The sequence below is a fragment of the Acidihalobacter sp. genome (assembly GCF_037381185.1).
GTDB lineage: Bacteria > Pseudomonadota > Gammaproteobacteria > DSM-5130 > Acidihalobacteraceae > Acidihalobacter_A.
The window spans coordinates 77,278-93,103 of record NZ_JARRQY010000003.1 but is presented as its reverse complement, the minus strand read 5'-3'; the positions used below and the strand labels follow the sequence as shown (position 1 = coordinate 93,103).

General features: G+C 62.8%; 12 protein-coding genes. 4 read left to right on the top strand and 8 right to left on the bottom strand.

Translation table 11 applies throughout. The annotated features are described in order from the left end of the window. Positions 1-156 precede the first annotated feature (156 nt). Both P8014_RS01545 and P8014_RS01540 read left to right on the top strand, forming a co-directional pair. Entirely contained in the window at positions 157-699 is a 543-nt protein-coding gene (locus P8014_RS01545; protein WP_337815572.1) for a cupin domain-containing protein, read from the top strand. A gap of 82 nt (positions 700-781) precedes the next feature. Further along, entirely contained in the window at positions 782-2,287 is a 1,506-nt protein-coding gene (locus P8014_RS01540; protein ID WP_337815547.1) for an aldehyde dehydrogenase, read from the top strand. A gap of 166 nt (positions 2,288-2,453) precedes the next feature. On the opposite strand, the gene P8014_RS01535 is transcribed toward P8014_RS01540, so the two are convergent. From P8014_RS01535 to P8014_RS01525, 3 genes are read right to left on the bottom strand one after another with little or no spacing between them, the layout of a single operon-like run. Next, a complete protein-coding gene (locus tag P8014_RS01535; protein WP_337815546.1) occupies positions 2,454-3,206 on the bottom strand; it encodes a hypothetical protein in 753 nt (250 codons plus the stop codon). Then, complete coding sequence (locus tag P8014_RS01530; RefSeq protein ID WP_337815545.1) at positions 3,190-5,628, bottom strand: ATP-binding protein; 2,439 nt, start codon at positions 5,626-5,628, stop codon at positions 3,190-3,192. The genes P8014_RS01535 and P8014_RS01530 overlap by 17 nt, the downstream gene beginning before the upstream one ends. 50 nt (positions 5,629-5,678) lie before the next feature. Next, positions 5,679-6,116 (bottom strand): host attachment protein, encoded by a 438-nt coding sequence (locus P8014_RS01525; protein WP_337815544.1) that lies wholly within the window; start codon positions 6,114-6,116, stop codon positions 5,679-5,681. Positions 6,117-6,373: 257 nt separating this feature from the next. On the opposite strand from P8014_RS01525, the gene P8014_RS01520 reads away from it, so the two are divergent. Continuing rightward, the gene (locus P8014_RS01520; protein WP_337815543.1) at positions 6,374-7,270 is read left to right on the top strand and encodes a DMT family transporter; all 897 of its coding nucleotides are present in this window, start codon (positions 6,374-6,376) and stop codon (positions 7,268-7,270) included. A gap of 186 nt (positions 7,271-7,456) precedes the next feature. On the opposite strand, the gene dinB is transcribed toward P8014_RS01520, so the two are convergent. The 4 genes from dinB to P8014_RS01500 all read right to left on the bottom strand — a co-directional run bounded on the left by dinB (position 7,457) and on the right by P8014_RS01500 (position 12,737). Continuing rightward, positions 7,457-8,623: a DNA polymerase IV gene (gene dinB / locus P8014_RS01515; RefSeq protein WP_337815542.1), complete on the bottom strand. Its 1,167-nt coding sequence runs from the start codon at positions 8,621-8,623 to the stop codon at positions 7,457-7,459. 300 nt (positions 8,624-8,923) lie between these two features. Beyond that, positions 8,924-11,656 (bottom strand): EAL domain-containing protein, encoded by a 2,733-nt coding sequence (locus P8014_RS01510; protein ID WP_337815541.1) that lies wholly within the window; start codon positions 11,654-11,656, stop codon positions 8,924-8,926. Between the two features lie 4 nt (positions 11,657-11,660). After that, positions 11,661-12,122: a prepilin-type N-terminal cleavage/methylation domain-containing protein gene (locus P8014_RS01505; RefSeq protein ID WP_337815540.1), complete on the bottom strand. Its 462-nt coding sequence runs from the start codon at positions 12,120-12,122 to the stop codon at positions 11,661-11,663. A gap of 126 nt (positions 12,123-12,248) precedes the next feature. Continuing rightward, entirely contained in the window at positions 12,249-12,737 is a 489-nt protein-coding gene (locus P8014_RS01500) for a GNAT family N-acetyltransferase (RefSeq protein WP_337815539.1), read from the bottom strand. Between the two features lie 66 nt (positions 12,738-12,803). On the opposite strand from P8014_RS01500, the gene P8014_RS01495 reads away from it, so the two are divergent. Next, positions 12,804-14,522, top strand: a complete 1,719-nt coding sequence (locus P8014_RS01495) for a GGDEF domain-containing protein (protein WP_337815538.1) — start codon at positions 12,804-12,806, stop codon at positions 14,520-14,522. Between the two features lie 86 nt (positions 14,523-14,608). On the opposite strand, the gene glcF is transcribed toward P8014_RS01495, so the two are convergent. Then, on the bottom strand, positions 14,609-15,823 hold the full coding sequence (gene glcF / locus P8014_RS01490) for a glycolate oxidase subunit GlcF (RefSeq protein ID WP_337815537.1): 1,215 nt from the start codon (positions 15,821-15,823) through the stop codon (positions 14,609-14,611). Between the last annotated feature and the right edge of the window lie 3 nt (positions 15,824-15,826).

Here is a 15,826-nt window from a genome sequence, read left to right as displayed (position 1 = left end):
GATTCTCGATTTCAGAAAGCATAGAAGTGTTTAAAAAAATAAACAACATCCATCAGAATTGCTGGGCAAACCGGGAAATTAGATGAAAGTATGTTTAATATTCCAGTTAACCAACCCATGCAGACATTGACGGCAAAGACAGGAGAACGGATGACTGTGGACGTCGGCAAGCAACTGCGGCAACTGCGTAAAGAATACGGCTTCTCGCAACGCGAACTGGCCAAACAGGCCGGCGTGACCAACGGCACCATCTCCCAGATCGAAAAAGGCCATGCCAGTCCCTCGGTCGGTTCGCTCAAGCGGATCCTGGACTGCATGGGTATTTCGCTGGCCGCCTTCTTCACCCAGGACATCAGGCCCATGGGGCAGGTGTTCTATCCGCACGGGGAACTACCCGACCTGGGCAACGACCAGATCGCGCTACGCCTGGTCGGGGCGCATCGCCAGGACCGAAAACTCAGCGTATTGCACGAGGTCTATCAGCCTGGCGCAGACACCGGACCGGAGCGCCTCAGCCACGAAGGCGAAGAGGCCGGGGTCATCGTGTGCGGCGAGATCGAACTCACCGTCGGCGCCGAAACCCGAGTGCTCGGGCCCGGCGACGCCTACTATTTCGAGAGCCGCATCCCACACCGTTTCCGCAATCCGGGAGAGGTCGAAACCGTCGTCGTCAGCGCCAACACCCCGCCAAGTTTCTGAGCGGCGGAAACGACGGCCCACACCGAACGTCCCAAAGTCTTCCAAGCCGTTGCAACATCGAACCAACCCCCCGAGGTACAACATGACCCAACCGAACCCGACTCTCGCCGACTGGCAGACCCGCGCCGCCGCCCTCGACATCCGCGGCCAGGCCTTTGTCGACGGCCGCTACCTCGATGCCGTCTCGGGCGAAACCTTCGCTTGCATCAACCCGGCCAACGGCACCACCCTGACCACCGTTGCAGCCTGCGACGCCGCCGATGCCGACGCCGCCGTGGCTGCGGCGCGGCGCGTATTCGAAGCCGGCCACTGGTCGCGCATGGCGCCGCGCGCGCGCAAGGCGATAATGATCCGCTTCGGCGACCTGATCGAGGAGCACCTGGAAGAACTTGCGCTGCTCGAGACCCTGGACATGGGCAAACCGATCGGCGACAGCACCACCATCGACGTGCCCGGCGCCGCGCGCTGCATGCGCCACTACGGCGAGGCGATCGACAAGATCTACGACGAGATCGCCCCCACCCCCGACAACGCCCTGGGCATGATCACCCGGGAGCCGATCGGCGTGGTCGCGGCCATCGTGCCGTGGAATTTCCCGATGCTGATGGCGGCCTGGAAGATCGGCCCGGCCTTGGCCGCCGGCAACTCGGTGATCCTCAAACCCTCGGAGAAGGCTCCGTTGAGCGCGATCCGCATCGCCGCGCTGGCGGTCGAAGCAGGCATGCCCGAGGGCGTACTCAACGTCCTGCCCGGCTACGGCCACACCGTCGGCAAGGCCCTGGCCCTGGACATGGACGTCGACTGCATCGCCTTCACCGGCTCGACCGCGGTCGGTAAGCAGATCATGCAGTATGCCGGCCACTCCAACCTCAAGCGCAGTTGGCTGGAGTGCGGCGGCAAGACGCCCAACGTGGTATTCGCCGACGCTCCGGATCTCGATGCCGCCGCCGAAGCGGCCGCCTTCGCAATCTTCTTCAACCAGGGCGAAATGTGCACCGCCGGCTCGCGCCTGCTGGTCGAGGAATCCATCAAGGACGAGTTCGTCGAAAAGGTAATCGCAGCCGGCGAACGCATGCCGGCGGGAGATCCGCTGGACCCTGCGACCCGCGTAGGCGCGATCGTCGACGATTTGCAGCTCGACCGGGTCATGGGCTATATCGAAGCCGGCAAGCAGGGCGGGGCCACGGTACGCCTGGGCGGCGAGCGCGTATTCACCGAAAGCGGCGGCTACTTCGTCGCCCCCACCATCTTCGACAACGTGAGCAACGATATGAAGATCGCCCAGGAGGAGATCTTCGGCCCGGTGCTGTCCACGATCAGCTTCCGCGACGAGGAGGAGGCCCTACGTATCGCCAACGACACGCCCTACGGCCTGGCCGCGGCGGTTTGGACCGCCAACATGAGCCGTGGTCACCGCATGGCCCGGCGCCTGCGTGCCGGCACGCTGTGGGTCAACTGCTTCGACGAAGGCGATCTGACCGTGCCTTTCGGCGGCTTCAAGCAGTCCGGCAACGGCCGCGACAAATCGCTGCACGCGCTCGACAAGTACACCGAACTGAAGACCACCTGGATCGACCTCAGCCGCTGATCGGCCAGATTGAAAAAAGCCCCCGGGGAGCGCGTCTGCGCGCGCTGCCCGAGGAGTCTTCTTCGCGCCCGGTCGATATTCCCGCCCCTCAAACTCTAGTAGACTGCCGGCGGCTTGCGAGTCCGTCCCGGAGAAAGCGGCCGACAGCCGCGGCTCAGCCGCTCTCCTAACGCACCAATACCACCGGCACCGCCACCGCATCCAACAGATGGCCGATTTCAAGCGGTTCGCACGCGGCCAGCTCGCCGGCCGGCAATACCAGCATCTCGGCCGGAAACCCGGCCAACGAGGCCAACAGCCCCGCCATGGAAACGTCAGTGCGTAGGAGACGGCGCACATGCAGCCCGGCTTCCACTATTGGCGGAGTCCCGTCCGCAGGGCCCAGCAGCACGAGTTCCGCACCAAGGCTGCACGCTAGGCGCACTGCGATCTCCAGGGCCGCAGCCGGAGGCTCGATGCTCTGATAGGCCAGCAGCACCGGCCTGGCCAGGGCTTTCAGGCCCGGCGCCGACTGCCAGCGCATGCGCCGTTGCCATGCGGCGACCACCACGTCCTGGCCGGCCGAGAGTTCCAACAGCGCACTGATCCGCCTCGCGCGCAGGGTGCGGAATGACCACTTCACCTGTGCCGGATCGGCCTGGAGAGCAAGCTGCCGGCGCAAGGTTTCGGCCTGCGCGCGCAAAGCGCCGCTCAGACTCTCGGCAGCCACCGGACGCTCGGCGCCGGAGGGCAGGATTTCGCACGCGAAAGGCAGCGTCGAGGAGGTGAACAGATCCGCGTCCTCCAGGAACAACGCATCCAATTCTGCGCTCAGACTGGCTGCGAGCAGGACGCTGCTGCGCAGCGACGCCGAATCCGCGCCGCCCGCCGCCAGCGCCAGCAGAACCCGTCGCGCCTTGAGTTCAGGCGGCGCCGTCATCGCCGTTCTCCACGATAGGCCTGTTTTCGCGCCCGCTCTGGGCATAGCGCTTGCGCAGCGCGGCGAGTTCCTCGACGCGCTTCTGCACCCGCCCGTTGACGCTGTCCGGCGGATAGCGTCCGTCAACATCGGCCTCGCCGGATTCCAGGCCCGTGAGCAGATTGAGCGCCTCGTCGACGTGGCCAACGGCATACACGTGAAACCGCCCCGCCCGGACGGCTTCGACCACCGCCTCATTGAGCATCAGGTGCTTGACGTTGGCCGCCGGGATGATCACGCCCTGCTCGCCGCTGAGGCCACGCATGGCGCACAGATCGAAGAACCCTTCTATCTTCTCGTTGACCCCGCCGATGGCCTGCACCTGGCCGTGCTGGTTGACCGAGCCCGTAATGGCCAACGACTGCCGGATCGGCACGTCGGCCAGCGCCGACAGCAACACGCACAACTCTGCCGTCGATGCACTGTCTCCGTCGATCGTGCCGTAGGACTGTTCGAACACCAGGCTGGCCGCCAGCGACAGCGGCTGGTTGCGCGCATAGCGATCCGCCAGAAAGGCGGAGAGGATCATCACGCCTTTGGAGTGCAGCTTGCCCCCGAGCTTGGCCTCGCGCTCGATGTCGACGACCCCGCCCTGACCGAGACGGGCGGTGGCAGTGATGCGGCCCGGACGGCCGAAGGCATAGTCGCCGAGTTGCAGAACCGCCAAACCGTTGACCTGCGCCGTGCGCGCGCCCTGTGTGTCGATCAACAGGGTTTCGCGCAGGGTGGCGTCGCGCAGGCGTTCCTCGGTCTGGTTCGCCCGGCGCACACGCGCATCCCGCGCACGGCGCACGTCGTCTGCGGCCACGACCTCGCGCCCCGCCTGTCCGGCCCAGTAGTCGGCCTCGCGCAGCAGATCGGAAACGTCGCCCAGATGCACCGACAGCCGCTCGGAATCGTCGGCCCGGCGCGCCGCATGCTCGATGGCCCGGCCCACGGCCTCGCGCGCCAGCGGACGCAGGCCATCGCGCTGCTGCAGCGAGGCGATGAGGCGTGCATAGAGTTGCGTGTTCTCGTCGGTGCGCGGCGTATCCTCGGAGAAATCCGCCAGCACCTTGAACAGCTGGCCGAATTCGGGATCGTAGGCCTTCAGCAGGTAGTACAGCAGGCGATCACCGCTCAGCACCACCTTGAGATCGAGCGGAATCGGCTCGGGCTCCAGCGAAATGGTGCTGACCAAGCTCAGCATGCGCTCCAGCGACTCGATGCGGATCTCGCGCGTGCGTAGTGCCCGCTTGATGCCTTCCCAGCCGAACGGCGTGGTCAGCACCTTGCGTGCGTCGAGCACCAGGTAGCCGCCGTTGGCGCGATGCAGCGCACCGGCCTTGATCAGGGAGAAATTGGTAACCAGCGCACCCATCTGCGCAATGTGCTCCACCCGTCCGACGAGGTTGTGATAATTGGGGTTGTCCTCGTGGACCACCGGCGCCCCGTTTGCCTCGGCATTGTCGACCAGCACATTGACCCGGTAGCGCTGGAGCAGCTCGTGATCGTGCAGCTGCTGAGCCTGCGGCTGCTCTTCCTCCTCGCCGGCGCGGCGGAAAACGTCGACGTTCTCGGCGACGTCCTGCTTGACTGCATTGAGGAATTCCAGGACCTGGGGCGAAGCCGCGTATTTCTCCTCCAGGCCGTGCAGCAACTGCCCGACAGCGGCGTCGCTGACCTCGCGGTTGAGTTCGCGGAAACGCTCACGGCTCTCCTTCTGCCATGCCGCGATCCGGTGGAACACGCCCTTGAGCTTCTCGTTGAGTTCGCGCACCGAGGTCTCGATGGCCTCGCGCTCCGACTCATCCAGCTTCTTGAACTCGTCCGGCCCCAGAACCTCGCCATCGCGCCGCGGAGCCAGCGTGAAGCCCACCGGCGTGCGCAGAATGGCGATGCCCTGCGCCTCGGCCTGCTCGTTGAGTTCGGCGAAGGCGCTTTCCTCGCGCCCCTTGTAGTCGTCGGTGATCTCCTGCGCGCGAATGCGGTATTCGTCGCTCTGGAATGCAGCCGGCACGGCGTGCAGCAGTTCGTCCAGCAGACGCTCCATATCGGCGCGTAGCTCAACACCTCTCCCGGCGGGCAAGGCCAGCGCCTGGGGACGGTGCGGCACATCGAAGTTATTTACGTAGCACCAGTCGGAGGGTGCCGCACCCTTGGCCGCCTCGCCCTCCAACAGTTGCTTCAACAGGGTCTGCTTACCCAGACCGGGCGAACCCATGACGAACAGGTTGTAGCCTTCGTGGCGCATGCCCACGCCGAAATTCAGTGCCTCCAGTGCCCGCTCCTGGCCTAGCGGGCCGGCCAGAGGCTCAAGCTCCGCGGTAGTCCCGAAATCCAGCTGCGAAAGATCGCAAACGCGATAGAGCTGGTCGGGTGCGAGCGCCTTGCTATGGGGCATCCTGATCTCCTTTGCGGATGAACCTGATTGTCCCGGCCGGCGTGTGGCGACTAGAGAAATTCCGGCAGATGCGACCTAATGTCCTCCACCACCTGCCGCGTCAGGTCGAGCGACACCTCTCCGGCGAGCCTGCGCCGCACCTCCACCGCCATGCAGCTACGCAAACTGCCGAGAAAGCGCGGCGCGGCGGCCACGTATAGCCTGTCGAAGCATCCGCCTGCGCAGGCGTGCTCAAGTGCGCTGCAAACCTCCTTGGCGAAGCGGGCTGCCTCTTCCTCTTTGGGCTCCACCGCATGCTCCATACCATAGGACCGCTGGCCGAAGCGGACATGCATTGCGCCGAGACTGTCGGAGCCCATATCGCTGGCCTGCAACCTCCCTTGAGGATGGACCAAGTCTTCGATTTCCGCTAGTTCGCCGCGCGCTCCCTGGGCTTCGAATAGCCTTGCCCGCACTTGGTCCGCCGCGACCACCCAGATCTTCTCCATGCAAACATTCCCCATATTGACGGCATGGAGAAATCTAGCGTTGCGAAGCGGCATCGGCATTGCGCCAGATCAAGTTGTCGCTCAAATCTTTGAACACTGCCGCAACTAGACGGAACTAGACGGAACTAGACGGAACTTTGCAGCCAACGCCTTTGGGACGGGCTATCGCGAGAGCTGGATGAGGACACACCAGTGCGCTGACCTCGCAACCGCCCGAGCAGGTACAATGTCCGTCCGCACATGGATAGTGTCTTCCAATGCCGAGCCATCGCCAAGCCTACACGCTGCTGACCCTGACCGCCCTGTTCTGGGCGGGCAACTTCGTCCTCGCCCGCGCCGTGCACGCCAGCGTACCGCCTATCGGACTGGCCTTCTGGCGCTGGTTCGTGGTGGCGGTGTTCATCGTCCCCTGGGGCTGGGGCGAACTGCGCAGACAATGGCCGTTGATGCGCAGCCGGCCGATCCTGATGCTTGCATTGGGCGTGTTCAGCGTCGGCGCCTTCAACACCTTGATCTACATCGGCGTGCAGACCACGCCGGCGGTCAACGCGCTGCTGCTGATTTCCGCCACCCCGGTGTTCATCCTGCTGTTGGCGCCGCTGGTGCTGGGCAACAAGCTGTTGCTGCGCCAAGCGGTGGGTGTGCTGGTATCCGCCGCCGGCGTGCTGCTGGTGCTCAGCCATGGCGACTTCGCCGCCATCGCCGATCTCGGCCGCCACGGCGGCAACCTCTGGGTGCTGGCCGGCGTGCTAAGTTGGGCGCTGTACTCTGTGCTGCTGCGTAAACTGCCGACCGGCATCGGCGGGCGTGGCCTGTTCGCCGCCACCGTCATCATCGGTGTAGTCGTGCTGCTGCCCTTCTACCTCGGCGAAACCTTCATACAGCATCGCCCCGTACACGCCAACGTGACGCTGTTGCTGACGGTAGCCTACATCGCGGTATTCGCCTCGGTACTTGCATACCTGTTCTGGAACCGGGCCGTGGCCATGATAGGGGCCGAACAATCCGGCGTGTTCATCCACCTCATGCCAGCTTTCGGGCTGATCCTGTCCGCCCTGCTGCTCGGCGAACGGATCACCACCGCGGATCTGGTCGGCTTGGCGTTGATTCTCGGCGGGCTGGTGGTTGCCGCCGGCAAGCTTTGGAGGCACTAAACGCCACAGCGAACCCCTTGGATTCATGGCGTACAAAAGCGCCTTAATCCAACTAGGCAACACGCATCTTCATTCCGAATCCAGTCTCGGCTCATATCGGAACGAACCGCCTCAATAGTCAGCGCCCGCGACAACCGCCTACGCGAGACCGCTCCCTAACTACAAACCCAGCACACTAGGTCCCTGTCAAAGGTCGTCCGGAGCAAACGGCAACTCCCACTGCCACCCGGCGACTTCGGCATTCACCTCCTCCTGCAAAACCAACCCGCCGCAGCGTACTCCCAGGAGACGCAGGCGCCGCTCCAGCGGCACACGCTTCAGACACTCGCCGGCGGCGCGTCGGATGGTCCGCGCGTCCCAGGTCGGTTCAGGCAACGTAAGATCCCGCGTCAGCGTACGGAAGTCGTCGTAGCGCAATTTGATGCCGATGGTGCGGCTCCGATAGCCCTTGCGCCGCAGGTCGCCGGCCACCCGCTCGCACAGCGCGGTAAAGATCGCCGACAGCTCGGCGCGATCATAGCGGGAATGCAGATCGCGCTCGAAGGTCGTCTCGCGGCTGATCGACTTGGGTTCCGATTCGGTGACTACGGGCCGTTCGTCGATTCCGCGCGCGACATCGTACAGCCAGCCTGCATAGCTGGCTCCGAAATGCGCCCGCAGCAGCGAGAGTTCCACCTCTGCCAACTGACCGATGGTAGCGATACCCAGGGCGTCCAGCTTGGCCGCCGACTTGGGCCCGATACCGTTGATCCTGGCCACCGGCAACGGCCAGATGCGTGCTGGAATATCGTCCATACCGAGCACGGTCAAGCCATCGGGCTTGTCCAGTTCCGAGCCAATCTTCGACAGCAGCTTGTTCGGCGTCACGGCGATCGAACAGGTCAGGCCGGTGGCGTCGAACACCGCCTGTTTAAGCCGATGAGCCAGTTCCACCGCTTCACCATGCACTTCGCCGAGATCGACGTATATCTCATCGATGCCGCGGTCCTCGATATGCGGCGCGATGGCAGCGACCGCCGCCTTGAAGCGTCCGGAATAGTGCCGATAGGCCTCGAAATCCGCCGGCAGCAGGATCGCGTCGGGCGCCAGCCTGGCAGCCTTCATCATGGCCATGGCCGAGAACACGCCCAGCGCCCGGGCCTCGTAGGTCGAGGTCGTCACCACGCCGCGTCCGGCATAGTCGCGCAGTCGTGCGTATGACCGGCTCCCGTCCTGGTTCAGCACCGGCTCCGGTGCGCTGCGCCCGCCTACCACGACCGGCTGGCCGCGCAAGTCTGGATAGCGCAACAGCTCCACCGATGCGAAAAACGCGTCCATGTCCAGATGCGCGATGCGGCGCGAAGAGTGGTTCATGTCATCAACGCCGGCGTCAGGGGTGACGAAGCAGACGCCTCACCGGAGCAGTAGACGTTAACAGATTGTTCTTGTCGCTCAGACGAGTGCGAGAAGAGGCCGAATAGGGCGGAGAATCCTCCTGGAAAAGATTTTCGCAGCCTCCACGCAGCGGGCAGGCACAGGGGCCGGCCTGCCAAAAAACATTGTTTACGGGGTATAAATGACCATTTCGAACCCGATTCGGACACGCTATCGCGCCGCATGGGCGGAATTTCAACAGCCTACCGATACTGCTCGTCGGCAGCAAGATACGCTCGATCATATCGCCTTCAGGTCCGCGTCAAGCAGCAGGGCCGCAAACTTGTCCGCTGGTACGGGTATGCTGAAAAAAATTCCCTGAAACAGATCGCAGCCCATATCTTTGAGCATATCGACCTGTTCTTCGTATTCGACGCCTTCGGCGACCACCGCGAAGTTCAGAACCTTCGCCAGCGAAATGATGCGCTCGACAACGGCCTGCTGACGCGCATCCTCTTGCAGCCTGAGAATGAAGCTGCGGTCCAGCTTCAAGGTCCCTACCGGCAGATCGAGCAGGTAACTGAGCGACGAGTACCCAGTACCGAAATCATCAAGCGCGAGCGACACGCCCAAATCGCGCATGCCGCGCAGATTGTCGGATACCACGGGCGCCTGAACAATGGCCGCCGATTCCAGAATCTCGATCTCCAGGCGATCCGGAGTCATGTCATGGCGCTGCAACGCGGCACGCAGCTTGCCGCACAGATCAACGTCCATCAGCTGTTGGGTGCTCAGATTCATGGCGACTGCAACAGGAGGCAGCCCCTGTCTGTCCCACTCGGCCATCTGCGCACAGGTGCGATCCATGACCCACTCTCCAAAACGATCTCCCAGGCCGATGCTCTCCAGCACAGGAATGAATACCTTCGGCAACACGATGCCGCGCGTGGGCGAACGCCAGCGCACCAGGGCCTCGACGCCGGCGATCCGACCGTCATAGGTTACCTTTGGCTGGAAGCACAGAAACAGTTCGTCGGCATCGATGGCGACACGCAATGCCTGAGCCAGCTCGAAACGCTCGTTGACGGACTCGTCCATCGACTGGCTGTACCACCTCAATCTGACACGCGGATCGCGTTTGGCCTCGTACATGGCCGCATCGGCCATTTTCAACAATTCGTCGAAGTTCTCCGCATTATCCGGATACAGCGCGATGCCCGTGCTGGCCTGCGTAGTTACGTCGTGCCCCTGTATCCTGATCGGCTGACTCAGTGACTCATTCAATCGCACCGCAATATCGCGTATCCGCTGTACCGCACCATCCCCCTCCATATCCGGCAGGAGAACCACGAATTCATCACCACCGGGCCGGGCCACCGTGTCACTCGCCCGCAGCTCGTTGCGCAGCCGTTGCGCACAGGTCTGCAGCAGGACGTCACCCGCCGCGTGCCCCAGAGAATCGTTGATCTCCTTGAAACGATCCAGATCCGCCAACAACAGACCGATCCTCGCACCGCTGCGCAGCGCGCGCTCCATGGCCTGTTCCGCCCGATCGCGCAACAACGCACGGTTGGGCAGCCCGGTCAGAAGGTCGTGATAGGCCTGATATCTCAGGGACGCTTCCGCCTCGAGCTTTGCAGTGGCTACCGCAAGCCTGTCGGTCAGACTGCGCACCGCATGCTCGGCATCCCCCTGCAACACCGCCGAGCCCTCATAGATAAGCACGGTCAAACCGATACGATTGGCATTCAGGCATATGCCTTGAAGCAATGCCGGGGCGTGCGCCGACACACCCGCCAGGTGCAGGCAACGAGCCATACGCGCATCGCCGCCCTGCGATTCGAGCCAGTGATCACAGCCGATGTCATCGGCCAACGCGCCCAAATCGCGTACATCGTCCGCCAGCAGCGCTGCGCTGCCGTCCGACGTGAACAACCGGTTCCCCTCGCGATCCGAAAAATGAACGACCGCGACGCGGTACGCGCCGGCCACCTTGGGTAGATACTCGACCAGCACCCGTGCGACCCCGGCAACGTCAACCGCCTCCAGAACGGCCCGATCGAGCCGGGCGAACGCCTCCTGCACATAAAACTTGTCACCCAAGGCATCCGCCATGCGGTTGAACGCATTTGCGACCTGCCCGAATTCGTCATCGCCGCCCGCCTTGGCGCGCACACCGAAATCGCCGGCAGCCAGGTTGCGGGCGCTGTCCATCAAATCCGTCAACGGCGATAACTGACGGCGAATCTGCGTGACCGCCACCCACGCAGCCAGCCCGAGCGCCAGGAAGGCAAGCGCAATATAGAACTGCTTGAAGGCGACCAGCATGCCGATCGCCTCACGGCGCCTTTCGGCGGTCACGATGATCAGCCCCCTGTTGCCGAGCACCCCCCGAAGACCGACGGCCCAGTAGCCGGCCAGAAAATGCTCGCCACCCTGTTCGAATTCGAAACTACCTGTCTCATGATCGGCCCGCAGCGTCAGGGCGGACACGACCGCCTTCGGGCTCATGCCGGAAGAGCAGTACAGCAGCCTTCGATCGCGCGTGAAGATGCAGACATGGTTCGGAGTCATATCGTTGTGCCACAACTGCTGCGCATCCAATTCGGTGCGCAGAATCCGTTGCGTCGTCGGCTGCCTGACGAGCAGCAGCAGCCGCGGCGGCGTTCCCGCTCCGAAACGCAGCACCACGGCTCCGGCATTCAACCTGCGCAGCGCATCGGCATCGGGCGCAGCCGATACCCCCTGCAAATCTCCCAGCAAGCCCCACGGCCAGTCCGCATGCACTGGATAGACTTTTGCCGCGTCGTGCAGAAGCCGGGCCTGTAAATTGAGGCGATCGATGACGGCAAGGCCGAACTGCTTGCTCGCATGTTCGGCCTTCGCCTTGGCTCCACTGTCGAGCATGCGGTACACGGTGAAGTAGGAGTAACCGGCCATTAGTGCGACCGGCAACAACGCCACCAGCACGATCTTCCAGAACAGACGCTGAGCTACTCGACTCCTGAACGCACCGCCATAAGTCACGGCCATCCCGTCAATACCCCGAGGCAGGGCCGATGTAGCTTCCGTTGCCGGCACGTATGACGTCGTCCTGCGAATTGTAAGAGGCAAGCTGAGTCGTTGTCTTGCCATCCTCTCCCATGCTGTACAGATCAAAATCGCTGTTGACCGGATGCATGCTCTTGTCCTTCAAAATCTTTCCTACCTTCGGCGGATTCCGCACGTCGATAGGAACGTAATTGTAGACGTTTCCCCAGGGATCCAGCGGAATGAAGATTCCCAGGCCTGCGAGTGTGGCGGGATAGGTGTTGTGTGTCCTGTAGTAGCGTGTCAGATCGGCTGCCAGCATGGAAATGGTCATCTTCGCCTGATTGACCTTAAGATGCTCCCTGTGTTGCTGATAGGCGGGAACGGCTATCGCCGCCAGAGCTGCGGCAACGACCAGGGCGATCACCAACTCAATCAGCGTAAAGCCCCTGTCGGACGAATGCTTCATGGCTTATTCGTGTAACGTCCGGAGTCACAAGAAAACGACCGTTTTTGATTATCACATTGCCGCGCCGAATAAAACACCATGCCTAGCGAGCGAATATACCGCCCCATCCACACAAGCGACCACGCGTCAGTCGGCCTGCTTTAGGTAGACTTCGAAACCGCGCGCCTGGTAATTGGCCAGAGCCGAGGGGTGATCCAAGGTGCAGGTATGCAGCCAAACGCGTTTCGCGCCCCAAGCCCAGGCTTCCTCGATCGCGCGGGTCAGCAGATATCCGCCGTAGCTCCTGCCGATGAAGGCTTCCGCCAAGCCAAAATAGAGAATTTCGACTTCATCTCCGGTGGACTTCTGCAGCTCGAAATATCCTGCCGGAGTGCCGTGGTCATAGGCGATCCAGGTACGTAGACCGTCCGTTTCGATAATCCCCCGCCAGACATCCTCGCTCCATTCGTCCCGGTCGGTCCACCGCCAGGCGGCGCCGACGTAGCGATAGAGGAAACGATTGACCGCATACTGCGGAATCCCGCACTCACGGACCTCGAATTGCTCATGCGGGCGAGGCTTGCCGTTCAGCCGGGCCGGATCAAGCATTTGCAGGTAATATGTGATGACGCTCATGCACTGCAGCATACCCGCAACAGGGTGATAGAACAGAGTCCTCGTCTTACACCAAGAACGACCATAGTGAATCTTCGTCCCCGGTTCATTCTCCTGATATTGGCTCTATTCGCCATCACCGCTCCGCTGACCTGGCTGGCTGGGCGGTCCGTTGCCGAGGGCATCGTCGAGCAGTGGGCGGTCCGCTATGCGGAAAAACAGCTCCAATACGACAGGGCCCGCATGCAACCGGTCTTCCACGAAATCACCCTGTCGCGCCAGTTGGCCGAAACGCCCGTCATCCGGCAATGGGCCGAACGCCCGAACGATCCGGAAATTACCCGACACGCGCTGGCGGAAATGGAGAACTACCGGCATTTCTTCACCGGCCACAACTACTTCGTTGCCCTGCGCAAGAATCTTTCCTACTACTACAACGATGCGGAAAACAAATACGCCGGGAAACAGTTTCGCTACCGCCTGAACCCCGGAGCGAAAAAGGATGCCTGGTTTTTCGACCTGATCAGGCAAGACAAACGTATCACGCACATCAACATCAATCCGGACCCGGCGCTAGGCGTCACCAAGCTCTGGATCGACGTACTGATCCGAAGCCACGGCAAAGTGCTTGGCATCACCGGCACGGGACTCGACCTGACGCCGTTCATCAAACACAGCGTCGCGAATGCCACACCCGGCATATCGACTCTTTTCGCCGACTACCAGGGCTCCATCCAGCTCTATCGGGATCCGAACCTGATCGACTACGCATCGATCACCAAACACGACGGGGAACACAAGACCATCGACCTGCTGTTGCAGTCGCCCGCCAACCGCGCGGCCGTACACGCAGCGATGACACAGGCCAGAACCGATCATTCGAAAATCACCACGACATTCATAAACTTGCATGATCGGCGCTATCTGGTCAGTGCGGCCTACCTGCCCGAATTGGGCTGGTACGAGATCAACCTCCTCAACCTGTCAGTCATCCTCCCTTACACTCGCTTCATCGACATAGCGGTGGTGTTTCTCGGTGCACTGCTGGCCGCGCTGGCGCTGTTCTACATCGCTCTCGGTCGCTGGGTGATCAGCCCTCTGCAATCGCTGGAACGTACCATTGCAAGCGTCGAAGCGGGGTTGCAGCCCTCAGCCCCATGCGCCGGAGCGGGAGAAATAGGCAGGCTGAGCAGACATTTCGGACGCATGACACAGGCGCTGCTCGATGCCAACAAGGGCCTCGAAGCCAAAGTAGCCGAGAGGACGCAGGCGCTGGAACGCCTCAGCATGATCGACCCCCTGACCGAGATGCTCAATCGGCGAGGCATGACCGAACGTATCGAGGCGGAGTTGGAGCGTTGCCACCGGATGGACAAACAGCTCGCTTTGCTGTGGATCGACGTCGACCATTTCAAATCGGTCAACGATCGGCACGGACACGTTGCCGGCGACCAGGCGCTTAAGCTGGTAGCATCGCTCATCGGTGAAACCCTGCGGCCCGACGACGTCGCTGCGCGTTGGGGCGGTGACGAATTCCTCGTCATGCTCGAACACACTGGCCCGGAAACCATGAGTCGGATCGGAATCAGGCTTCATGATCGCGTCGCGACCGGCACCGCAGAATTCAGCCTGCATGGTGAACGCATCCCGCTCAGCGTCAGCATCGGCGGCTGCCTCGCCCACCCCGGAGAAAGCCTGGAAGACCTGCTCGCCAAAGCCGATCAGGCTCTGTACACCGCAAAGGAAAACGGCCGCAACCGCTATCACCCCTTCGAGGAAAACCCGCAGACGCCCGACACCCCCTGAGCCCGGCGAGGAACGGCCAGTCAATTTTCGTCACAACCCGCACCGGACGACTCCCAGCCACGCTCGCACCCGGCAAGCGCCGAAACTCAGCTCCCTTCGTCCAACAGCTCGATCCAGTGCCGCACCGCGAGCCCCTGCTCGTCATATAGATGCAACTGGCAACCGACGTTGGCCGTGGCAATCGATTCCGGACCGCCCTCGCCCAACTTGGCCAACTTGTCGCTACGCAAACGCTGCGACAGCTCCGGCTGCAATATGGAATACGTGCCCGCCGAACCGCAGCACAGGTGCGCGTCACGCACCTCGGTCAGCACGAAACCGGTCTCACGCAGGATGCGTTCGACCACGCCGACAAGCTGTTGCCCGTGCTGCAGCGTACAGGGGGCATGAAAGGCGATGCGCCGCCCAGCGCCGATGCTCGCGAATGCCGTCAGATCCTCCGCGGCAATCACCTCGGACAAATCGCGCGCCAGGGCGCTGACCCTGACCGCCTTCTCGGCGTAAACCGGGTCGTGGCGCAGCAGATGACCATAGTCCTTGACTACCGCACCGCAGCCGCTGGCGCTGACCACGACGGCTTCGACGCCACGCTCGATCCATGGCCACCAGGCGTCGATATTGGCGCGCATGTAGTCAAACGCCTCTTCGGGAGCGGACAGATGATGGCTCACCGCACCGCAACAGCCCTGCCCTTGCGGGCTGATCAGACCGATGCCCAGGCGGTCAAGCACGCGCGCGGCGGCAGCGTTGGTGGCCGGCGTCGCCACCGACTGCGCACAGCCTTCGAGTACCAGCATGATACGCGCGTGCGAAGCTTGAGGCCGGGCCGGCACCCGCTGCGGCGGCGGCACTCGCACCTTGAGCGCGGCGGGCAGCAGCGGGCGCAAGCCCTGTCCAAGCCGCAGCAGTGGTCCGAACAGCCCTGGCCGGGGCAGTATCCTGCGCAGCGCATAGCGCAACAGCCTTTGCCGCCAAGGACGGGATACCTGCCGCTCCAGAACCTCGCGCCCGATATCGACGAGACGCCCGTACTGCACGCCCGACGGGCAGGTCGTCTCGCAGGCCCGACAGGTCAGGCAGCGGTCGAGATGCAGCTGTGTGCTGCGCCCCGGTGGTTGCCCCTCGAACACCTGCTTGAGCTGGTAGATGCGCCCGCGCGGGCCGTCGAGTTCGTCGCCGAGCAGTTGGTAGGTCGGGCAGGTCGCGGTGCAGAAACCGCAATGCACACAGGCGCGCAGGATAGCATCGGCCTCCCGGCCTTCCGGCGTATTCAGAAACTGTTCGGTCAAATGCGTCTGCATAAA